This is a genomic window from Paenibacillus baimaensis (genome assembly GCF_025567575.1).
Genome location: NZ_JAOQIO010000103.1, coordinates 1 through 22,201 on the forward strand (window position 1 = coordinate 1; position 22,201 = coordinate 22,201).

A 22,201-nucleotide genomic window follows, 5' to 3' on the forward strand; every position below is an offset into this window, starting at 1 on the left:
GAGCAGCAGGAGTGGCACGAGACGGTGCTGCAAGAGCGAGAAGAGCAAAGCGCTGTAGCGATTCGTGAACGCGAAGCGGAGCTGGAGGCACAGAAAGCGCAAGCGCTGCGAGAGCAGCAGGAGCATCACGAAGCGGTGCTGCAAGAGCGAGAAGAGCAAAGCGCTGTAGCGATTCGTGAACGCGAAGCGGAGCTGGAAGCGCACAAAGCACAGGCGCTGAGAGCGCGTGAAGCGGAGCTGGAGGCACAGAAAGCGCAAGCGCTGCGAGAGCAGCAGGAGCATCACGAAGCGGTGCTGCAAGAGCGAGAAGAGCAAAGCGCTGTAGCGATTCGTGAACGTGAGGCGGAACTGGAGGCACAGAAATCTCAAGCGCTGCGTGAGCAGCAGGAGTGGCACGAAACGGTGCTGCAAGAGCGGGAAGAGCAAAGCGCTGTAGCGATTCGTGGGCGTGAAGCGGAACTGGAGGCACAGAAAGCTCAGACGTTGCGTGAGCAGCAGGAGTGGCATGAGACGGTGCTACAAGAGCGGGAAGAGCAAAGCGTTGTAGCGATTCGAGTGCGTGAGGCGGAACTGGAAGCGCAGAAAGCGCAGGCGTTGAGAGATCGTGAGGCCGAGCTGGAAGCGCAGAAAGCGCAGGCACTGAAAGAACGTGAAGCGGAGCTGGAAGCGCAGAAAGAACAGGCACTAAGAGACCGTGAAGCCGAGCTCGAGGCACAGAAAGCGCAAGCGCTGAGAGAGCAGCAGGAGTGGCACGAAGCAGTACTCCAAGAACGTGAAGCAGAGTTGGAAGCGCAGAAAGCACAAGCACTCAGAGAGCGTGAAGTGGAGCTAGAGGAACTTAAAGCACAATCGCTGAGCGAGCAGCAGAAGTACTACATACAAGCGCAGCGTGAGCTGCAAGCCAAATTTGAAGCAGAGCAAAGCCAACTTGAACAGCAACGGTCTCAGCAAATTGCGGAGTATCAGCAGCGAATGGAGCAGCTTCAAATTGAACAGCACAGCTTGAAGAAGCAATTCAACGAGCAGCAGGCTAATCAGCAGCAACTGGAAGAGCGTGCAGGCCAATGGGAGCAGCGGTGTGAAGAATTAACTGAGCAGTTGAATGAACAACGTAAGTCAGCGGCTGAACAGAAAGAAGAACTGGAGCTGCATGAAGAGCTATACAGCGAGCTTGAAGAACAGGTCGCAGCTTTGAAAGAGCGACTCAAGGATGAAAATGTTAGCAGTCGTGAGGCTATGGTGCAATTGGAGGAACGCGGTATTGCTCTTCAAGAACAGCTTCGGGGTAGAGCTGAGGCTGCAGCAGCGCTTGAAGCAGATCTCCAAAAAGGCAGGCAGCAGATGGCTGAGCTTGAAAAACATTATCAACAGCAGCTCGAACAGCAGCAGAAGCTTGAAGAATCATATCTGGAGCAGCAATCGCGTATTGCCGAGTTGGAGCAGCAAAGCCAGCATTGGCAGCACCTTTCAGAGGAATTTTCGGCTCAGACTGAGCAGACTAATCGCCATTTTGCTAGCCAGCAGGAAGAGCTCCGGCTGCAAGTCGAGTTATATAATGAGCTTCAGGAACAATACGACGAGCAATCCAGGGAACAGCTAGCCCTGCAAAATCAATATGACGAGCATAGAGAACGTGCAGAGCTTGTGTTCAGAGAGCTGGAGGAACTGAAGTCGGAATATGAAAAACTGCAGGTCGAATATAATGAATGGATTGAGCTGGTAGAGAAAGAATAAGCGGGGATTAGCTATGAACGGATTGGATTGGGCAGCCGTTGTGCTGATTCTGTCAGGGTTGATATTAGGTTATTACCGAGGTTTTGTTAGCCAATTGGTGTCTATCGTAGGACTTTTTATTGCTTATATGGTTGCATTTACATTTTATAAGGATGTGGCATTATGGCTTGTGGGATGGTTTGCTACACTGAACACCGAGGCCACCACCAAGTATGATTTTTTCATAAAAGGACTGCATTTGGATACATACGTGTCCAATGCAATTGCTTTTGGATTGCTGCTATTTGGTGTAAAAATTGTTTTGAGCATCGTAGGCAAAATTTTGCATTGGATTACATTGACACCAGGGATCAAAACCATCAATCAATTAGCAGGGGCAATACTCGGGCTGGCTGAGGCTGGAATCATTGTCGTGGTTGCCATTCAGGTGATGACGGTGATTCCCAATGATACAACACAGCGTCTGCTCAAAGATTCAACGACTGCCCCTTATTTCTTAAGTGCACTGCCATCCGTCAGTGATAAGCTTCAGGAGTTGTGGAACAGTAAACCCAAATCAACATAGTCACACACAAAGGCCAGCTATTAATCTTTGGTTGACCTTATAAAAGAAAGAGTCTGTCCCTAAGTAGCGTTTGCTACTAATGAGACAGACTCTTTCTTATCTATTGCAAGGTATTATTCTACAATTAACTTGGATTTCATTGTCATATGACCGGAACCGCAAGGAATGCTGCATACGATGTCATAAGTACCGGCTTTGTCTGGTTTGAAAGTTGCTGTTTTTGTAGTTCCATCCAGCTTCACTTTAAAAGCGTCAATAGATACACCGTGCAAGCCTTCTTTGTTTTCCAAAGTGACAGCAACGTCTTGTCCTGCTTTTACTTTGTATTCAGCTTGATCAAATTTAAAGTTGCTTGCTGTTAACTTGACTTGCTGTGCGCCTGAAGCAGCGGGAGCCGAAGCGCTTGGTGTAGAGCCTGTTGTTGCAGCCGGGGTTTTAGCAGCTTCTTTTTGACCGCATGCAGCCAGAGCAAAAATTAAACAAATGGACAATGCCAGTACAGTAATCTTTTTCATAAGAATCCCTCCAAAAAATAGTATAATGTTGTCTTCTGAGCTATCATACCTCATATAGAAAATTATTGCAGTGACGAAACCTTGACAAAGCCTTGTCAGAATCGTGATGATTTTGTATGTATGTTTCAAAATGTGATTCAAATCATAGAAAAGATCAGTCAGGGGCTTTCGCCTTCAAGACTGACCTTTCTATGTGGCTGGTTTCCAAAGTATTATCTACCTTTTTCACGTCCACTGAGACCTTGCTCAAATGGAGTTTTAACAGGAATAAACAAGTCGATAATACCGATAACCAAGGCTGCCAAGATGGCACCGATGATACTTGTTGTAACACCGCTGACGACGAATTGTGCTACCCAGATAATCAGTGCGCTTGTGATAAAACCTACGATCCCGCGGCCAAAGGGAGTGATGGTTTTACCAAATGCACCTTCAATCACCCAAGCAGCAACTGCGATAACCAGCGCTAAGAAAAATGCACTCCAGAAGCCGCCCACTTCAAAAGCCGGAACGATAAAGCTTACCACCATCAGCACCAAAGCAGATACAACGAATCTGACTAGATGTCCAAGCAAATGCATCGATCGTCACCTCCTAAGAGTTTTCGCAGAAAACTGACTACGTAAGCCACACTGAGTTTTCGCAGAAAACTGACTACGTAAGCAATACTGCTGAGTTTTCGCAGACAACTAACTACGTAAGCCACACTGAGTTTTCGAAGAAAACTTGATGCTGACTTCCTGCTCAAGCTTCTCGGTGCAAAACTTATTATTTTCTTTGCACACTCTGTTTATGAGCGGGATTATATGGGCAGCTGAAGGAGAAAGCAGGCAAGATTGGATATAGCTAAAAATTCGCTAATCATAATGGTTTTGGATATACTATAATTAGGAAGTGTATGTAAGGGGAAGGAAAGGCAGGAACACAGATTGAATACCAAAATTTTAAAAACATTGGATTTTTCAGCCATTATACATAAGTGTGCTAACCATGCAGCCACAAGTCTGGGCAAGGCACGATTGGAGGAACTGCTGCCAAGTGGTGACTTCGAAGTGGTCAAGCAGCGTTTGAAGGCAACGGACGAAGCAGTCAATGTGAATCGGCTCAAGGGCAGTGCGCCATTTGGCGGTATTCGCGACATTCATCAATCCGTGCATCGGGCGAGAATTGGTGGTACGCTGAACCCGGCAGAGCTGTTCGATGTGGCCAACACGATCTTTGGAGGGCGGCGCCTGAAGCGTTTTTTGGAGCAGGTACAGGAGGAATATTTGACTCCACTGCTGGTTGCATTAGCTGAAGGAATAGGCGAACTCAAATCAACAGAGGACCGGATCAAGCTCTGTATTGATGATAATGCCCAAGTGATGGATTCGGCGAGTCCAGAGCTTGCTCGTATCCGTCAAGAACTGAGAAGCAGCGAAACCCGTGCCCGTGATCGACTGGAGCAAATGGTTCGTACACCGTCCATCCAAAAAATGCTGCAGGAAAATTTGGTTACGATCCGTAATGATCGTTATGTCATCCCTGTCAAGCAGGAGTATAGAAGTCATTTTGGCGGTATGATTCACGATCAATCGGCGTCTGGAGCCACTTTGTTTATGGAGCCGGAAGCTGTGGTGCAGTTGAATAATCGCGTGCGTGAGCTTAAGCTGAAGGAAACGGCTGAAATTGAAAAGATTTTGCAAATATTGACGGCTCTAGTCGCGGAAGTAGCGGACGAATTGCTGGGCAGTCTGGATGTGCTTGCAGAGCTTGATTTTATTTTTGCCAAAGCAGGTTTGGCCCATGAAATGAAAGCGACACTGCCGATTCTCAATGACCGCGGCTTTATCAAGATCAAGCGTGGGCGTCATCCACTGATTACGGCGGATAAAGTAGTACCTTTGGATATCGAGCTAGGTAATCGCTATACGACCATCATCGTCACAGGGCCGAATACAGGAGGGAAGACCGTATCCCTCAAAACAATCGGACTGCTCTCATTAATGGCCATGTCGGGTCTATTCGTACCTGCGGAGGAAGGCAGCCAGCTATGTGTGTTTGATGCGATTTATGCAGATATCGGTGATGAGCAAAGCATTGAACAGAACCTGAGTACATTCTCCAGTCATATGACCAATATCATCCGTATTTTACGCGACATGACTCCGAAAAGCCTGGTGCTGCTCGATGAGCTGGGAGCTGGGACAGATCCTGCGGAAGGGTCCGCGCTTGCGATTTCACTGCTGGAATATATACATCGGATGGGCTGTCGTATCGTAGCCACAACGCATTATAGTGAATTGAAAGCCTATGCCTTTGATCGTCAGGGCATTATTAACGCGAGTATGGAGTTTGACATTCAGACCCTTAGCCCTACCTATCGACTATTGGTCGGTGTGCCGGGTCGCAGTAACGCATTTGCTATCGCTGAGCGATTGGGATTAGCCAAATCCATTATCGATCACGCCCGAGGGCAGGTGGGCGAAGAAGATCAGCGTGTTGAATCGATGATAGCCACGCTAGAGGAAAATCGGCTGATCACTGAGGCTGAAAAGCAAACCGCCGAGCAGCAGCGCCGCGAGGTTGCCGAGATTCGCGACAAGCTGGCAGCCCAGCAGCAGCGATTTGAAGAGCAGCGTGATAAAATGTTTGAGAAGGCTGAGCGTGAAGCGCAGGATGCAGTAGCCAAGGCCAGACGCGAAGCGGATGAAATCATTACTGAGCTTAGACGCATGCAGCGTGAAGCGGCGTCTGGAGTTAAGGATCATCATCTAAGCGACGCCAAGCGCAAGCTTGATCAAGCCGTTCCCGAGCTCAGGTCCAAGAAAGCGGCAGCACGAAGCGCTGCGAAGAAACCCGATAAGCTGGGAGCTGGCGATGAGGTTATGGTCGTTCATTTGCGCCAGAAGGGACAAATCGTCGAAGTCGTGAACGATCAGGAAGCGACGGTTCAACTGGGCATTATGAAGATGAAGGTGCAGCTTGCTGATCTGGAGCTGGTAAAGTCCGCCTCGAGCGGAGGTTCCGGTTCGCCCAAGCAGCATCAGTTAGCAGCCAGTCTGAAGCGCACGCGCGACGAAAATGTACGGATGGAGCTTGATCTGCGCGGCTCCAATTTGGAGGATGCAATTATTGAGGTTGACCGTTTTCTGGATGAATCCTATTTGGCGAATTTCGGAAATGTCTATATCATTCACGGCAAAGGCACCGGTGTTTTAAGAACTGGGATTTCTGAATTTTTGCGTAAGCATAAGCATGTCAAAAGCTACCGGATCGGAAATTACAACGAGGGCGGTACAGGAGTGACGGTAGCTGAGTTAAAATAGTATAATATTTTTGACAGCAAATGAAACGACTTTCCATTTAATCCGTATGTATAAGAGTGAGCAACAATGAATCTGAGTAACAGCTATACAATTATAAAGAAATGAAACTATGGGAGGAATTTACTAATGGGGATTTTTAAAAGATTTCGTGACATGACAATGGCTTCAATCAATGATTTGTTGGACAAAGCGGAAGACCCGGTTAAAATGCTTACCCAATTTTTGCGCGATATGGAACAGGATATTAATGAGGCCGAGGTTGCTGTAGCCAAGCAGATCGCGGTAGAAAAGAAATTCAAGCAGCAGGTTGAGGAAGCCGAAGAAATGGTAGCCAAACGTGATGCACAGGCAATGAGAGCTCTGGAGCAGGACAATGAGGATTTAGCTCGCCGCGCGCTGCAGGATAAGAAAGAACAGCAAATTCGTTATGACGAAATGAAAAAACAGTTTGACGTGTCTAAAGAAAATGCGGATCGTCTGCGCAGTCAGCTGAGTGAAATGAAAGATGAATTTAATAAAATGAAAAATAAGAAAGACCTGCTCATTGCTCGTGCAGAAGCAGCAAAAGCACAAAAACAAATCAATCAGGCGATGTCAGGTTTTGGTACAGACAATGCTTCCAGAGGTTTTGACCGGATGTCTGAGAAAGTATTGCAGATGGAGGCTGAAGCAGAGGCCAGCAATGAACTTCGCTCCGGTAATCGCAGCCTGGATGATGAACTGAACAAATTGGAAAAAAGCAGTGGTGTTGATGACGATCTCGCAGAATTAAGAGCGAGAATGCAGGCTAAGAAACAATCCTGATCATAGAAACTAAAAAGGAGACTGGGGCGTGTGGCCCCAGTCTCTTCAATGATGGTTAGATACGAGACTCCCTACCTTGCTTAAACCAAAAAGCTGTTCAAGAGGGTGAGGTATTATGTTATGATGAATGAAGAGGTGGATGTTATGTTATCGAATCCGTATATTGAAACGTTGGCTTTTTTTTCTGTGGCGGTTGTCGCCTTAATCGTATTTGTCGCTATATTTGAATTGGTTACCAGATACAACGATTGGGAAGAAATCAAAAAAGGCAATGTCTCTGTAGCGATGGCAACAGGGGGGAAAATATTCGGGATTTGCAATTTATTTCGATTTTCCATTCTCAATAATGACTCGGTGCTTCAATCGTTGATTTGGGCGGGGTACGGCTTTATTCTATTGATGGCTGCATACTTCATTTTTCAATTTTTAACGCCTTATTTTAAGATTGATGAGGAAATCAAGAAGGACAACAAGGCGGTCGGTCTGCTGTCTATGATCATTTCGATTGGAATTTCATATGTGATCGGTGCAAGTGTTTCTTAAGGGTAGGGTAAGGGTTCAGGAGGCTTGACATGAAATATTTATGGGGTACATTGCTTATATTGGCGCTTGTTTTCGTAGGAGCAGGCGTCTATTATTTTATTAATTTTGCTTAACAGCGCTAAGGAAATCGGAGGAATACACGTTGCAAACGCATGATCATATATGTCCGTGGTGCCAAACGGAGATCGTATGGGACCCTGAGATTGGTCCGGAGGAAGCTTGTCCGCACTGCTACAACGATTTGGGCGATTACCGCAGTCTGAAGTTGTCTGCCAGTCAGCCTGGACAAGAATCAGACCTCGAAGAAGACGATGAAGAAGATCACGATGAAGAGCATGATGTAGAAGATGAGGATACGGTAGAGGACACCGATCTGTTGGATGATTATGATGACGAAGAGCCTGAGGGTCCAGATGAATACGAAGAAGGCGTGCAGCGAGTGCTGGATACGCAAATCGAAGTACCTGAATGCTCAAACTGCCATAGCTTTATGCTATTTGCAGGAACTCGCACATTGGAATCAGGTTTCGTACCGGCAGTTCCTGTGGGTCTCAATGAGCCTTTGTTAAAGGCGGTGCACACATCCAAAATGTACGTATGTCCGTCATGCTTTAAAATTGAACATGTGCTGGATGATGAAGACCGTTTAGCGATGATTGAGTTACTAAAGAACAACAAATAAACAAACCGTTTAGCACAAGAGAGACGTCCTGCGCATTGGCTTGCCGCGCAGGACTGTCTTTTTTTTGAGTAAAGACAGCAGGATAGGGAAGAGTAGAAAGGACTTTCTATTCTTATCTTGCAGGTGATGAAACATGCGATCCGGTATTAAACCTTCGTGGGGCTTTACGAGCGATGAACCAACGAACCAATTGGCACCAAATGATGAACAATCGGGTAAATTAGGCAAACAAGTTCGATTGCTGCTGGCTGTTCACGGCTTATTTGCAGCAGGTACTGCGCTGTCAGGAACGTTCGTTAACGTTTATTTATGGAAAGCCAGTCATGATTATACGATAATTGGATGGTATGCCCTGATTAACTACATAGCCATGGCGATCGTATTTTGGGCTGCCGGTGTTTGGGTAAAGGAGCATAATAAAATGAACTGCCTTCGCCTTGGCGTGGCTGTTTCGGCAAGCTTTTATATGCTGGTGCTATGGCTGGGGGATAGGGCAGTCGATTATTATTGGGTGCTGGGAATCATTCTGGGAACCGCCTCTGGCTTATTCTGGCTGGCCTTCAATATCGTCTATTTTGAAGTGACGGATCCTTATAACCGTGACCGTTTTAATGGCTGGACCGGACTACTTGGCTCAGTTGCTGGGATGATCGCTCCGTGGATTGCCGGGTTTATAATCGTGCAAATGAGTCCAAGCAGCGGCTATCGGTTGATTTTTACCATTTCACTCGTTATTTTTTTGATGGGTGTTGTGGTCAGCTTTTTCTTGACTAAAAGAAAATCGGAAGGACATTACGAGTGGCTGTTGCCAGCTCGCTGTCTGTTGAAAAAAGGAACAGTATGGCGCACCGTATCACTTGCTTTAATTGCCCAGGGCATACGCGAAGGCGTATTCGGCTTCTTGATTGCACTTCTAGTTTACTCAAGCACAGGTAGTGAAATGATGCTTGGTAACTTTTCATTGATTACATCGGGAGTCGCCCTGATCAGCTTTATGGTAACGGGTAAGCTGCTTAAACACAAACACAGAGCAGCGGCTATGGGATGGGGAGCTCTGATGATGACCTTGGTCATTGTTCCTATGTTCTGGGGCGTCAACTATACGACACTGCTCATATTTGGCGTAGGAGTCGGCTTGTTTTTTCCGTTGTATTCGATTCCTATGACCTCTTCGGTGTTTGATTTAATCGGTGTTGATCCGGACTGTGTCAAAAAGCGGGAAGAATATATCATTTTCCGTGAGCTGTCATTAAATGTGGGTCGGATCGGTGGATTGGCTGTTTTTATTGGTGTCGTCAGTGTGACGGTCTCTCCGCTCGCGATGAATATTTTGCTGCTCACTATCGGCAGCTCACCGCTTATCGCTTGGCTGATGATGAGAAAAATATATGGATATCGTAAGGTACAACCAGCCGCTGAAGCCATTAAATGAAATTAACAAGTATCGTAAGTATAAATTAGCACTCTTTGTCAGGCAATCGCTTGAAAAGAGTGCTTTTTGCGTTACTCGGGCTAGTTATTCTTTAAACGCGGTAAAGATTATTCGACACTCGTTGAAGATTATCGCGCCGAGTTGCGGGGTGATGTGTAAAGTTCCCTCGCTGAGGATTGTAGACGGATATCTGCTTTTTCGATACGCTCGGAGTACTCGATGAGTGAGGATTGAACAAACAGAGGGAGGACATAACGTGGACTACGAGAGATATGAGGATCGGATCCGACCGGACAACGAGCAGGCAGTATTCCGGGGGAATCGTTACTCACCCTATTGTGACTTAATTTATTACACTTCTTCAAGAAACCCAGCCGTTCGTCTGGCTATGAGAGTGTTAAAGCCAGCCAAGCCTGCGCCCATGCTGGTGACCACCCACGGCTGGCATATGAGTATCCCGGAGTTCGTGTATATGGATGAACCGTATGGTGAAGGGAAATATGTGGTGGTCGAAGTGGATATGCGTGGAAGAGCCTTTTCCACAGGATCGCCGGACTGCAATGGCTGGGAGCTGCTCGATATTATCGATGCGGTCGCTTATGTACGCCAACATTATGAAGCCTGTTTGATAGAGCCGGACGTCGTGTATTTTGAAGCGGGCAGCGGTGGGGGAGGCAATGCTTACGCGCTTATTGGAAAGTTTCCTGATTTTTTTGCTGCAGCAACCGCGATGTGCGGAATAACCGACTATGCGGTCTGGTATGAGCAGGACGAGATCGGCGAGTTTAGGGATGAATTGGATATCTGGATCGGCTGTTCGCCTGATGATGATGCGATGGCTTACCGTTCACGAAGTGGGTTGGAGGTTCTACCCAATTTGCTGACGCCGCTGTTTATCGCTCACGGGCAAACCGATATTCGCGTTCCTGTGGAGCATGCAAGAATGTATAGGGAGCGCGCCCGGATGCTGGGTCTGGAGGAGAAGATCAGCTACCTGGAGCTGGAAGGAGTGGGAACCCGTGAGCATTGGGGTGGAGCGACGCACGAACAGATGCGGGCGATGGCCGAACTGAGCGAACAAAATCGTCAGCGCTTTCATAGTCCGATTACGATTCCTGAGCAAGGTTCGTTCATCGTGGCCGGTTATCTGATGACAAAACGATTCTCAGTCGTGCTGGATTCATTGGATCGAGTAGCAGTGATCGAATATGATCTTCCAGGTAATACGTTTCGCTTGCGCTCGGAGCCCAATTGCGGGTATACGATAACGCGACGTGACTAAAATGCAGCGAACAATAAAGGGAATAGTGGGTATGCGGAAAATCGGATATAACAAGCTGATCAGGGATGCCTTTATATGACTGAATTTTTAACAGAAAGGGGAAATGCTCGCACCATGAATGAGAAACCGATTACTGCCGGTCGTATTTATCCATCCACAGGAAAGTCTGCTACTGGCTCTGACAGATGGAAGCTGGCGCTTCGCGACCGATGGCTTTATGTAATGCTGTTACCCGGGATCCTCTACTTTATTTTATTTAAATATTTGCCGATGTGGGGAGTATTGATCGCCTTCCAGAATTACCAACCGTTCCGAGGCTTCCTGTATAGCGATTGGGTGGGAACGAGACATTTTATACGTTTTTTTAGTGAGCCTGCGTTCTGGATGTTGTTTCGCAATACAGTCATGCTGGCGCTGTACAATCTCATATTTTTTTTCCCGCTGCCCATCGTCATCGCTCTGATGCTTAATGAAATTCGCAAGGAAGTGTTCAAGCGTTTTGTACAGACGATGGTGTATATTCCGCATTTTTTCTCATGGGTAGTCGTAGTTGGTGTTGTCTACATCCTGTTCACCGTAGAAGGGGGAGTTATCAATGAACTGATCATCAGAGCGGGCGGTGAGCCGATCAACTTCCTGATCAGCGGGGAATGGTTCCGTACGATGATTATGGCAGAGGTCATCTGGAAGGAAACCGGTTGGGGGACGATTATTTTTCTTGCCGCCCTGGCAGGGGTCGATCCGCAGCTGTATGAAGCTGCCAAAATGGACGGAGCGGGGCGTGCGCGGCAAATTTGGCATATAACACTGCCTGCGATCCGCAGCACGATTGTTATCCTGTTTATTTTGCGGCTAGGGCATTTCCTTGACACAGGCTTCGAGCAGATCATTCTGATGCTGAACGCGATGAACCGTGAGGTTGGCGAGGTGTTCGATACGTATGTGTATTCGGTTGGTATTAACCAGGCGCAGTTCAGCTACAGTACTGCAGTCGGGCTGTTCAAATCGTTCGTCGGGTTGATCCTGGTACTGTCGGCGAATGCTATTTCCAAGAAATTTGGCGAGGAAGGTATTTATTAAAAGAGATATTCGCTGACTGCGTAAAAAGAAGGAAGGATGTACACGATGAAAGATCGCTCGGTCGGAAGCCGTCTGTTCGATACCGTAAATTATTCGCTTTTATTCGTATTTGCAATGCTGACGGTGTTACCGTTTCTTTATATGATTCTAGGTTCTTTTGCTTCGCCGGAGGAGTTTGCGAAACAAGGTCTTGTATTGATTCCAAGCCAGTTTTCGCTATCGGCGTATGCTTATATATTTTCGGCGGACACGATCATGCGAAGTCTGCTGAATACCGTAATCATCACTTTGGCGGGTACAGCGATCAATATCGTATTTACGGCGCTGATGGCATATCCACTATCGCGAAGGGAACTGCAGGGGCGGAGAACGATTATGCTGATGGTGATTTTCTCCATGCTGTTTAGCGGTGGGATGATCCCGACATTTTTGATCGTCAAGGCGCTTGGCATGACCAATACGCTGTGGTCTTTATTAATTCCAGGAGCGATTAGTGCCTTCAATCTAATTATTCTGAAAAATTTCTTCCAGCAGATGCCGGAAGGCATTGAGGAATCGGCCAAAATCGACGGCTGCAATGATCTTGGCATTCTGGTCCGTATTGTGCTGCCGCTGTCCATGCCTGCTATTGCGACCTTTTCGCTCTTTTATTCGGTGGGGCATTGGAATTCCTTTTTCTCTGCAATCTTGTATATTAATGATACGACCAAGTGGCCGGTACAGGTTATTCTCAGGCAGGTTGTCATTATGGCTGAAGGGGGAATTGGTGATTCCAGTCAAATGAACGAGGCTTTCGCGATTCCGCCGCAGTCGATCAAAATGGCGGTAATTGTTGTCTCGACCCTGCCGATTCTTATCGTATATCCGTTTTTGCAAAAGCATTTCGCCAAAGGCGTGCTGCTCGGTTCGGTGAAAGGCTAACGAGAAGGACTTACAATAAGGACTTACAATAAGGGAGGATTACTTCACGATGAAAACGAACATGATCAAAAACAAGCTTGGCTGTAAACAGGCATTGCTGCTCACACTAACTTGCGTCATCTTATTGTCCGGCTGCGCGAGCAATCCGCAAGTGAAGCCGGAGAAAGCTGATGAGATTCCGAAGCTGACAATGATGAATATGTACTATTCGGCTGAGCCGCCCAAAGCGGATAATGAAGTGATCAGAATCATTGAGGATTATACGGGTAGCAAGCTCGAAATGATGTGGGTGCCCAACTCAGCCTATAACGATAAGGTCAACGCAACGATCGCCGCGGGAGAACTTCCGCAGATTATGATGATCGGCAGCAATAAGAGTCAGGGCATTATCAACGCCGTCCAATCCGGTATGTTCTGGGAGGTCGGGCCTTATTTGAAGGATTATCCGAACCTCGCCAAGCTCAATCCGATGGTGATGAACAATATCGCAGTCGATGGTAAAATCTATGGTATTTACCGCAGTCGTCCGGTTGCGCGTGAAGGCATCATTTTACGAAAGGATTGGTTGGAGGCGGTGGGTTTACCTGAACCGAAAACGATAGACGACGTGTTCAATGTTATCAAGGCATTCGGCAAGAAGGATCCAGACCAGAACGGCAAAGAGGATACGTTCGGCATGTACGAGGGACGCGGAATGAACGGTTTCCAGACCATTCTGGGCTGGTACGGGGGAGCAAACCTATATGCAGTCGAGAATGGCAGGATCATCCCGGATTTTATGACCAAGCCTTATCTAGAAGCGCTTAAGTTTTATAAAAGACTGTACGATGAAAAGCTGATCAATCAAGACTTCGCGGTCGTACCGGGCACCAAAAGGCAGGAGGCGGTCAATCAGGGGAAAACCGGTCTGATTATCTCGACACTTGATGATGTTAACGCGGGTTTTAATGATTTGGCGAAAGCGAATCCGAAAGCTGTTCTGGATGTCGTCAGCCGTATACAAGGACCTCAGGGAGAAAGATTGATGCTGTTTAACGGAGGGTATTTCGGGGCTTATATGTTTCCCAAGACCAGCGTGAAAACGGAGCAGGAGCTCAAGCAGATTCTTGGTGTAATCGATAAGCTAATGGATAAGAAAATTCAAAACCTTTTTGAATGGGGGGTTGAAGGCAAACACTACAAGATCGAGAACGGCAAGCCGGTTAGAACCGACGGTAAAGCTTACGAGAGCGATATTAATGCCGTAAACCAGATCCGGTTGGATGACGGAGGTCTTGCAGATGCAGGTGAGGATGCACCGATCGTCAAGAAGTACAAGCAAATGTTCAAGGATAATGCCGCTATAGCAATTGCCAATCGAGCCGAGCCTTATCAGTCGGCGACACTTGCCGAGAAGGGCTCGGAGATCACCAAAATCATTCAGGATGCCAGGGTTAAATTTATTATGGGCAATATCGATGAAAATGGCTGGAATCAAGCGGTGGAGCAGTGGCGCAAAAGCGGCGGCGATCAAGTGATCGAAGAATACAGCGCGCAGTATAACAAGCAAAAAAAATAGGATAACCTAAGCGGCGCAGCTCCGAATTCAAATGATGCTGGTCTCCTTATGCATGCTGGGTTACACTAGGATTTGCAGAAAATCCGCTTATGCAAGGACACATATGCACAGCGGATTCCTTGTGAAATCCAGCGTAGGATGGAAGGAGTCCCGTTATGAAAATCCGCCAACCCAAATTTCTAGTCAAACTGTTCATATTCAGCGCTCTCTCGGGGACCTTGCCTGTGCTTCTTCTAGGACTGTTTTCTTATAATAAATCGTCTGATATTATCCAGGACAAAGTGGCCAAGGGCAATCAGCTCAACCTGGAGCAGACCCAGCAGCGTGTCGAGCAGATTCTGAAGACGGCGGATAAATCGGTCACACAGTTTATTGCAGCCCCATTGGCCAATTCAGCCATTAATAAGCCATTGACCCCCGAACACTTCGATACGGTCAACGGTCTTCTGCAAGGGCTTCAGCAGCTCCAGAGCTTCGAGCTGGGCATTCATGATATTATGCTGGTCAGCCTGAATCGGGGGTGGGCGCTGAACAATAGCACGGAAGTGTTGTCGTTGGAAGGGTTGCCTCAGAAGGAACTGCTGAGAAGCTATGCGCAAAATATCCGTACTAGCTTCTGGAAGCAAACCGCCGGAGGACTGCTGATCCACCTGGTCAAGAAGCTGCCACTGCATACGCTGAATCCGTCAGGACTGATTGTGGTGGAATTCAATGGTAAGGAGTTGAGCAAGCTGCTGGCAAGCAATCAGGAGCTGGGTGAAGCTATGATTCTGGATGAAGATTATAACGTGTTAGCCCACACTGATCCGTCCAAAATCGGCAGCAGCATGCGCAGTATGGAGGAGCTTCAGCCGATTCAGGCACCCAAGGCATCGCCTGTTGGATTGTATTACAGCTCTGCGGGTACATCCGATGTAGGAATTACGTACAGGAGGTCTTCCTATAACGGCTGGATGTATGTATCTGTTTCAGCTGTAAATGTGATTACGCGCGATTCCAAGGCAATCGCATGGTACACTTTTACCGCTTGCCTGCTCATTTTAATGGTTACGCTGATTTTGTCCTGGCTGGCTTCCAAGAAAATGTACAATCCGATTGGCCGCCTGGTGCGATCACTACAGGCCGAGCCGGAGCTTCCGAAGCAGGTGGAAACCGACGAAATTCAATTTATCGGAAGTCATGTTCAGGGGATTTTGCATGACAAGCAGCGCTTGAGCGGTATCATTGAGGGACAGCGTCAGCAGTTGGAGGAGTTTTTTATGATAAAGCTGCTGCAGGGAGAGGTGCGTACCCGCGATATTTGCGAAAAGCTGGAAGGGTTTGGTTATGACAAAGCGTGGGAACGTATCTGCGTCGCAGCGATTCAGATCGATACGATTGAAGGTACGCGATTTGAGGAAATCGACGAGGACTTGCTGCTATTCGCGATTAATAATATAGTGACGGAAATTATTCCCCAGCCGCTTCGCCTGCCCCCGATGGTCATTGGCCGCACACAGGTAACCCTGCTCGGCTGCCCGGCTCAAACCGATGCGGCGGCGTTCAGGAAAACAGTTGATGAGCTGGCGGCTGAGATCGGACAGATGGTGGAGCGTTTTCTGGAAATTAAGGTCAGTCTGGGGATTAGTCGATTTTACAGCTCTATGATAAACGCCCACAACGCTTATCTGGATGCTACGGAAGCTTTGAAATATACGATCCGTACGGGTCATCGCTCTGTCATTTATATTGAGGATGTGGAACCGGAAGGGACCATTCTGTCGCTCATACCCGACAAGTTGGAGCAAGAGCTGCTGGATGCGGTGAAGTTGGCCGATTTTGAGCGTGCGGACGCGCTGCTGGCCGAATTTCTGCATAGTATTTTTCAGGAAAAGCTCAGCCACCGCGAATATTTCGTGCCGTTGACGGGGTTACTGCTCGACTTGATGAGAATGGCGCAAAGCTCTGGCGAGTCGATCGAGGTCATGTACGGCGGAGAAAAATCGCTGATTGATCAGCTATATAAGCTAAAGTCTGTTTTGGAGATCGAGCAGTGGTTTCGTCAGTCGTTAATGAACCCGCTAATGCAGCGGCTGGAAGGCAAGCGCAAGCACCAATATGCGCGGATATCGGATCAAATGCTAGCTATTATTCATCAGGAGGCCGAGACTGATTTGAATCTGGAGATATGTGCATCCAGGCTCGGCTATCATCCGGATTATATCCGAGGTGTATTCCGTAAAGAAACGGGTGTTAATTTCAGCGATTATTTGTCCAATTACAGATTGCAAAAAGCGAGAGTACTGCTGGTGGAGACAGGCTTAAAAATCTCCGAAATCGCAGAACGGTTGCAGTATAACAACTCACAAAATTTTATTCGTTACTTTCGCAAACAGGAAGGGATGACACCAGGTCAATTTCGTGAAAAGCATATCAAAGGAGAGTGAATATTATGGGAAAGCCAGATGTCTTATCATATAGGAGGACGCACAGGAAACTGCGCGGTGCCGTTTCACGTATGGCGCTGACGGCACTTCTGGGGTCTTGGATAACGGGGGCAGTCTTTCCAGAAGGGTTGTACGCTCAAGAGACTGAGACGACTCACGAAATCAAAGCTCAGGAAGTGAAGGCGGAACAAATCCGCGAGGTAAAGTCGGTTCAAATGGCCAGTAATCCGGCTGTCATCCGCGAGGGTGCGGCATACTTGCTGAACTTTGAAGCAGGAACGCTGCAAAATGGGATTTATAATGACGGCAGCAGCAATGCTTTGAGATTCTCTGGCAATACCGAAAATGTGACGCTTAACAGCGGTCAACTGTCTGTTGGACCAGTAACCGCTTCCACGGTAGGTGCATTCGATTATGGTTTTACGGCTAATCCGACAAGAAAGTTTGAGAATTTCGAAGTATCCTTTGATTTGACCGTGACCCAACGTGAAGCGAGTAAGCAGATGGGCATTCAGTTCCAGAAAAATGCCTGGAACGATGGCTGGGACGCCCAGTTGAAGGCGCACGTTACGTATGACGGAAAGCTGAACCTTTTTGAAGGCCCGGCTTCGATTGCTAATACGGACGGTGGCAAATACCGCGGTATTAAGGAATACGGGGTTCCAGGTCTGAACCGTGACGTCCTGCCCTGGGAGACGTTCCGAATCAAGCTCGTCGCTGATGGACAAAGAGTCCGGATCTATCTCAATGGAGCTTCAAATCCCGTGGTCGATGTCCAGCGAACGGCCGAAGTCAATCCGGGCTTTGTCGGAGTCTTCGCTAACGCGGGAACCGGCTTTAAGATGGATAATCTGCTGTTCAATTCATTGAAGCCCGCAGCAGAACGGGACGATTTCGGATTAACGGGAGATACCGACGGATTTTACGTGTATGTTCCTACAATTATTGAAAGCGTTTACAAATATAATATCAGGTATCAGAATGTGACGGATGGGACCTACGGGCAGCTCCATCCATATACGGGTCTGGCGGATAAATATGTTCATATCAGCGGTTTAACGGCAGGCAAGGATTACCGCGTCGAGTTGTATCCGGTATATACAAGCGACAGGACGCATGTCGATACCGAAATGACGATGTTCAAAAGCAAAACAGTTCATGTCGGGCAGCCGCTTCAAGCCCAGCTAACGCTTACGGAGGGAGGATCGTTTTATACGGCAGCGAAAACCGTAGACCTGTCCGTTATAGGGGCAGACCGCATCCGCTATACGCTGGACGGGAGTGAGCCCGGGCTATCGCACGGAACGGAAATATCCGGCGATTTTATATTCGGCGACTCGATTACGATTCAGCAGTCGGCGACTCTGAAAGCGGCGGCCATTCTGAACGGAAGTGTCGTATCGCGCAGCGAAGCTGTGTACACGGCGGGAGTAAGCCCGGTAACATTGACTGCTTCACGTGTATTTCGTGCCAGCCAGTCCGTGACGATGGGCTCCATTTATGCGGATGCGCTGGTTTATACAACCGATGGCTCGGACCCGGTGTATCAGGCCTCCTCGAATACAGCTGCCAACGGAACGATGGTGAATGGTGCGACGGCTTCATTAAGTGTAACGCAATCGACCTATCTTAAGGCGCTTGCTGTCAGAAGCGGTGTGGCGGGCGCGATAGCCTCTGCCCGATACACCAGAGTTGCGCTCAACAGTAGCCTGATTACCTCATGGGATTTCACCCATGACGGCCTGCTGCACGCTGAGGAGCAGGATGAGCTGTACGGTAAAACTTCGGCCCCTTGGTCGAATCTGCTTGGCTGGGATGTTAATGCGGATAAAGGCGTTTGGGCCAATCATATTGTGACGGCCAACGTTTACAGGGATTTAGAAGGCGTCCATATGTTCACGACTCCCGAGCCGATCCAGGCTGCAACCTCCAATCCGAATGTGTATTTGGATACGTATGATGCCGGACTGCAGCCGATTCCTTCCGAATATCGTTATGTCAGCATCTGGATGAAGGTCAATCATACGGCTAATGCGGCGATATATTACGCTACGGATACCGAGGCCGACACGAATCAGCTGAGCGAGGTACGAAAGGTAGCTTTCCGCAATACGGCCAATGAAACGCCTGAATTTCAGCATTATATTGTGGATATGGGCAGCAGCCCGGGGTGGACCGGCAATATTACCAAGCTGAGAATCGATCCGATGGCAACCTATCCTTCGATGAAGGATGGCATTGAAATGGCGATCCGGGAAATATCACTACTGCGCAAGCAGGATCTTCCTGCCGAGGTGCGACTGACGAAATTTGAGACTTCCGACAAGGAGATTGTTAGACCTGGAGATACGTTCGAGATTCGTGCCGAACTGGAAAATATCGGCCACGATACGGGAACGCTTGCTCTTGAATTACAGGTACCTGATTTTATCGAGCTTACGCCTGTCAGCAGTACATTAAGTGGGGCTATGTCAACCGGTCAAAAAGCGGTAGTTACTTATCATGCGCTAGTTAGGGGGACAGGAGCAGGAGGTATCTCCTTGAGCATAAACAGTGGCGGTATTCCGGCTGTACATGGTCTGTCGCGTATCTTTAGCGTACATGCTTCGCTGCCGGCAAGCGGCCAGCCGGATGATGTGATCATCGGCACAGCCGGTATACGGATCGTATTCCCCGCCCCTGCTCATACTGGTCTGCCCGGTTATGGATTCGGCTGGCTTGAAGCGGACAAAGCTGGCAGTTGGCAGAGGATTGCGGTAATGCCTTCATTGGGAAGTGTCCAGCAGATCGTCTACGGGAAAACGATCCAGATAAAGGAGCTTTATGCCAATGCTCCTGCGCTTGCTACCCCTTCGTCCTTTATGATCGGCTATCAGGACCCGGATGGAGGGGAGTGGACTGGCAGTGTTACGGTTGCTGACAACGTCTACGGCAATCTTGAAATGACACATGCTCTTAGTGCGGACAGGAGGCGCAGCATAGCGGCAATCGCTGGACCTACGCTGCTGGCGGGAGAAGCGGGTATACCTTCTTTGGACCCGCAGCAGAAGGTCATTACCGCCAATTCAAACCCCGCTAATGGTTATATCGATGAGGCACTGTTTCCCGGTCTGGAATGGCTTGACGCGAAACCGCTTAATAACCGATCCTCAGATACGGATGCGGTCATCCAGAATCCGGATGGTTATAGGTACGTACCTCACCCGAGAAAAATTACGGTTCCGCTTATGGCAATGCGCAAAGGAGATACTTTGTTCGGCATGATGTGGGATGCCCGCAAGCCATGGAGCGGCAATCACGATCAGCCCTCCGCTTTCTTCGGTCTCCCGAATCGCCTGGAGCGTGGCGAGGGAACTGTATCTGCCAAGATGAGCCTATTCATTCCCTCCGTGCTGGATGGTGTTAATGAAAATGCTACTTTTGCAACGGGAGTCCCGTCTTTCTTTGCGAATATTTCGGCCAACTCAAATAACGAGAATCCGGTTAGACAGGCCTATGAGCTGCAGTCGGGCGAGGAGATTGAATTGAACTCGCGTATTTTTGTGCGGCAGGGAACGGAACTTTCTCTGTTGATCGATGCGTGGGTTCAGGAATACGGTTTGCCTCAGCCGCTTGAATACGCTCATGGTACGATTGAGCAGGAAAGCGAGGCGATTCTGACCAGCTTTGAAAATCTCTGGCTTCCCGAGCAGGGAAAATGGATGAACCGCATCGGGCCGTCGGCTTCACCGATCATCACCTCCGCTTTTGTGATGCCCTACGCGCTTCTTGGCCCTCACGGAAGCAGGAGTTTTCAAACGTTGGCCGAACAGCGTATTCAAACTGCAAAGCAGGGAATCGGTACGAACTATTCGACTTATGGATATATACTGCCTTTTTATATGGATGGAATTGCCGCTCAAACCATGGAGGCCTTGCAACAGACGAATGTGGATTCTCTGACGGCTATCGCCAAGCGTGTCAACCCGCTAAGTGTAACGGCAGGGGTATATTGGGATTATCAGACCTTTATTGCCCGCAAAGGTTTTCCGACAAGTCCCTACATGGGTCAGTTAACCGATGTGACCGCAGGATCTAATGTGGAGATTCTGTACAAAATGCTGCGGCATGCCCGACTGACCGGAAATACCTCTGCCAGAACGTACGGGCTCGCTGGAATTGATTATATCAACGCGAATTATAAGATGCCGCGCGGCTCGCAATCATGGGAGCTACGTAATATGATACCGGAGTTGGAAACCGCTTCTATGGCCGTGCGGGCCAATGTTGAAGCTTATGCCATAACAGGAAGCACCGGATACTTGGTGCAGGCGAAGCTGTGGGCTAGCAGAGGCATGCCATTCGTATATTTGTGGGATGATGGCAGCTACGGAATCGACAAATCCAATGGCCGCGGGGACTTCTTCGGCAGTCATACCTTTATGCGTTATGGTGCGATTGCCGCTTTCGGGCAATCCATTTACCGGACGGATGGCAAGCCGCTTCCGGGTACGTGGTTTGGACGCCCTGTCCAGTGGTCCGGACATGATTATGGCATTGCTCTTATGGAGCTTGCGTCCGCACTTCAGCGGGAATCCTTATGGGAGCAGCACTTGCTCGCAGGAGGAACAGATTATCTGACGATCGCAAAAGGCTTGTCCGTCAGCGGTTCTCGTCAGACGACATCAGCGGACAACCGTTATCCAACTCACCTGTATGATGCGGCCAGTTTGATCAAATGGGAGACTTCGGACTATCTGCTGCCCAATTATCAAGGCGCAGAGCTGCTCGGAGATCTACTGGGTTCGCTAGCCAATCCGATTACGAAGAAGGTGGAGATTGGTACGAAAGAGGTCCGGATCAGCGCTCCAGCTGAATTCGAGGTAGTCAGTGCACAGTCTACGCATATCAAGCTGCTTGCAAGCTTTAACGGACCAGGCGAATATACGGTTCTCCTGCAGGGTGTGAGCGGGATGAGTAATGTAATAATAGGCAGCCTTGATAATCAGGCAATAAAGATTTCTCACCAGATTCGTCCGACTAGCGGGTTAGCCGAAGTCCATTTGAAGGTAACGGGTGAGGGTACTGTAGAAACGGAGGTCGAGTTCACCGATGTTGTTCTGCAATAACGAGTAACAAAAAAATAAGCTGCGTCCGTGTTTACTGAGGATGCGGCTTATTTTTCAATGTGTAGGGAATATTAACAAATCATGCAGCCGTCAGATCATAGGAGATTCCATGCCCATCTGGGACCATTCTTCGCTAGTAGGCCCGAATACACCGGAACACGAAGTCCGGCCTGGCGGGTTAACACGGTCATTTGACCCCGATGATGAACCTCTTGACCAATTAAATCTGCAGCGCTTGCCCGT

The 22,201-nt window shown here is 48.4% G+C and carries 14 protein-coding genes and 2 pseudogenes; 13 read left to right on the forward strand and 3 right to left on the reverse strand.

Going from position 1 to position 22,201, the window contains the following annotated elements; translation table 11 throughout:
• A pseudogene (locus OB236_RS29395) lies at nucleotides 1-1,734 on the forward strand (hypothetical protein); the annotation flags it as partial.
• A gap of 13 nt (nucleotides 1,735-1,747) precedes the next feature.
• On the forward strand, nucleotides 1,748-2,299 hold the full coding sequence (locus OB236_RS29400; RefSeq protein WP_076236389.1) for a CvpA family protein: 552 nt from the start codon (nucleotides 1,748-1,750) through the stop codon (nucleotides 2,297-2,299).
• Between the two features lie 113 nt (nucleotides 2,300-2,412).
• Here OB236_RS29400 and OB236_RS29405 read toward each other — a convergent pair whose 3' ends face one another.
• On the reverse strand, nucleotides 2,413-2,814 hold the full coding sequence (locus OB236_RS29405) for a cupredoxin domain-containing protein (protein ID WP_262687111.1): 402 nt from the start codon (nucleotides 2,812-2,814) through the stop codon (nucleotides 2,413-2,415).
• Nucleotides 2,815-3,026: 212 nt separating this feature from the next.
• Nucleotides 3,027-3,395, reverse strand: coding sequence for a phage holin family protein (locus OB236_RS29410; RefSeq protein ID WP_076236387.1), 369 nt, complete (start codon nucleotides 3,393-3,395; stop codon nucleotides 3,027-3,029).
• Nucleotides 3,396-3,743: 348 nt separating this feature from the next.
• Between OB236_RS29410 and OB236_RS29415 the strand changes: the two genes are divergently transcribed.
• The 11 genes from OB236_RS29415 to OB236_RS29465 all read left to right on the forward strand — a co-directional run bounded on the left by OB236_RS29415 (nucleotide 3,744) and on the right by OB236_RS29465 (nucleotide 21,958).
• Entirely contained in the window at nucleotides 3,744-6,122 is a 2,379-nt protein-coding gene (locus tag OB236_RS29415) for an endonuclease MutS2 (RefSeq protein ID WP_262687112.1), read from the forward strand.
• A gap of 126 nt (nucleotides 6,123-6,248) precedes the next feature.
• Nucleotides 6,249-6,926 (forward strand): PspA/IM30 family protein, encoded by a 678-nt coding sequence (locus tag OB236_RS29420; protein ID WP_076236385.1) that lies wholly within the window; start codon nucleotides 6,249-6,251, stop codon nucleotides 6,924-6,926.
• A gap of 123 nt (nucleotides 6,927-7,049) precedes the next feature.
• Nucleotides 7,050-7,469, forward strand: a complete 420-nt coding sequence (locus OB236_RS29425; protein ID WP_262687327.1) for a DUF350 domain-containing protein — start codon at nucleotides 7,050-7,052, stop codon at nucleotides 7,467-7,469.
• Between the two features lie 142 nt (nucleotides 7,470-7,611).
• Nucleotides 7,612-8,151, forward strand: coding sequence for a hypothetical protein (locus OB236_RS29430; protein WP_262687113.1), 540 nt, complete (start codon nucleotides 7,612-7,614; stop codon nucleotides 8,149-8,151).
• 133 nt (nucleotides 8,152-8,284) lie between these two features.
• Nucleotides 8,285-9,583 carry an MFS transporter gene (locus tag OB236_RS29435; protein WP_262687115.1) on the forward strand — a complete coding sequence of 433 codons (1,299 nt, stop codon included), beginning with the start codon at nucleotides 8,285-8,287 and terminating at the stop codon, nucleotides 9,581-9,583.
• 256 nt (nucleotides 9,584-9,839) lie between these two features.
• Nucleotides 9,840-10,865 (forward strand): alpha/beta hydrolase family protein, encoded by a 1,026-nt coding sequence (locus OB236_RS29440; protein ID WP_262687117.1) that lies wholly within the window; start codon nucleotides 9,840-9,842, stop codon nucleotides 10,863-10,865.
• Between the two features lie 222 nt (nucleotides 10,866-11,087).
• Nucleotides 11,088-11,945 carry an ABC transporter permease gene (locus tag OB236_RS29445; RefSeq protein ID WP_262687329.1) on the forward strand — a complete coding sequence of 286 codons (858 nt, stop codon included), beginning with the start codon at nucleotides 11,088-11,090 and terminating at the stop codon, nucleotides 11,943-11,945.
• A 45-nt stretch (nucleotides 11,946-11,990) separates the two neighbouring features.
• Complete coding sequence (locus OB236_RS29450) at nucleotides 11,991-12,866, forward strand: carbohydrate ABC transporter permease (protein WP_262687119.1); 876 nt, start codon at nucleotides 11,991-11,993, stop codon at nucleotides 12,864-12,866.
• Between the two features lie 49 nt (nucleotides 12,867-12,915).
• Nucleotides 12,916-14,424, forward strand: a complete 1,509-nt coding sequence (locus OB236_RS29455) for an extracellular solute-binding protein (RefSeq protein ID WP_262687121.1) — start codon at nucleotides 12,916-12,918, stop codon at nucleotides 14,422-14,424.
• A 155-nt stretch (nucleotides 14,425-14,579) separates the two neighbouring features.
• Nucleotides 14,580-16,850: a helix-turn-helix domain-containing protein gene (locus tag OB236_RS29460; protein ID WP_262687122.1), complete on the forward strand. Its 2,271-nt coding sequence runs from the start codon at nucleotides 14,580-14,582 to the stop codon at nucleotides 16,848-16,850.
• Between the two features lie 5 nt (nucleotides 16,851-16,855).
• A complete protein-coding gene (locus OB236_RS29465; protein ID WP_262687123.1) occupies nucleotides 16,856-21,958 on the forward strand; it encodes a chitobiase/beta-hexosaminidase C-terminal domain-containing protein in 5,103 nt (1,700 codons plus the stop codon).
• A gap of 90 nt (nucleotides 21,959-22,048) precedes the next feature.
• Here OB236_RS29465 and OB236_RS29470 read toward each other — a convergent pair.
• Nucleotides 22,049-22,173: pseudogene (locus tag OB236_RS29470) on the reverse strand (DinB family protein); the annotation flags it as partial.
• Nucleotides 22,174-22,201: the final 28 nt, after the last annotated feature.

Coding starts and splice junctions, on each gene's coding strand:
- OB236_RS29400 (WP_076236389.1), top strand. CDS start 1,748: ATGAACGGATTGGATTGGGCAGCCGTTGTGCTGATTCTGTCAGGGTTG.
- OB236_RS29405 (WP_262687111.1), bottom strand. CDS start 2,814: ATGAAAAAGATTACTGTACTGGCATTGTCCATTTGTTTAATTTTTGCT.
- OB236_RS29410 (WP_076236387.1), bottom strand. CDS start 3,395: ATGCATTTGCTTGGACATCTAGTCAGATTCGTTGTATCTGCTTTGGTG.
- OB236_RS29420 (WP_076236385.1), top strand. CDS start 6,249: ATGGGGATTTTTAAAAGATTTCGTGACATGACAATGGCTTCAATCAAT.
- OB236_RS29425 (WP_262687327.1), top strand. CDS start 7,050: ATGAATGAAGAGGTGGATGTTATGTTATCGAATCCGTATATTGAAACG.
- OB236_RS29435 (WP_262687115.1), top strand. CDS start 8,285: ATGCGATCCGGTATTAAACCTTCGTGGGGCTTTACGAGCGATGAACCA.
- OB236_RS29445 (WP_262687329.1), top strand. CDS start 11,088: ATGCTGTTACCCGGGATCCTCTACTTTATTTTATTTAAATATTTGCCG.
- OB236_RS29450 (WP_262687119.1), top strand. CDS start 11,991: ATGAAAGATCGCTCGGTCGGAAGCCGTCTGTTCGATACCGTAAATTAT.
- OB236_RS29455 (WP_262687121.1), top strand. CDS start 12,916: ATGAAAACGAACATGATCAAAAACAAGCTTGGCTGTAAACAGGCATTG.
- OB236_RS29460 (WP_262687122.1), top strand. CDS start 14,580: ATGAAAATCCGCCAACCCAAATTTCTAGTCAAACTGTTCATATTCAGC.
- OB236_RS29465 (WP_262687123.1), top strand. CDS start 16,856: ATGGGAAAGCCAGATGTCTTATCATATAGGAGGACGCACAGGAAACTG.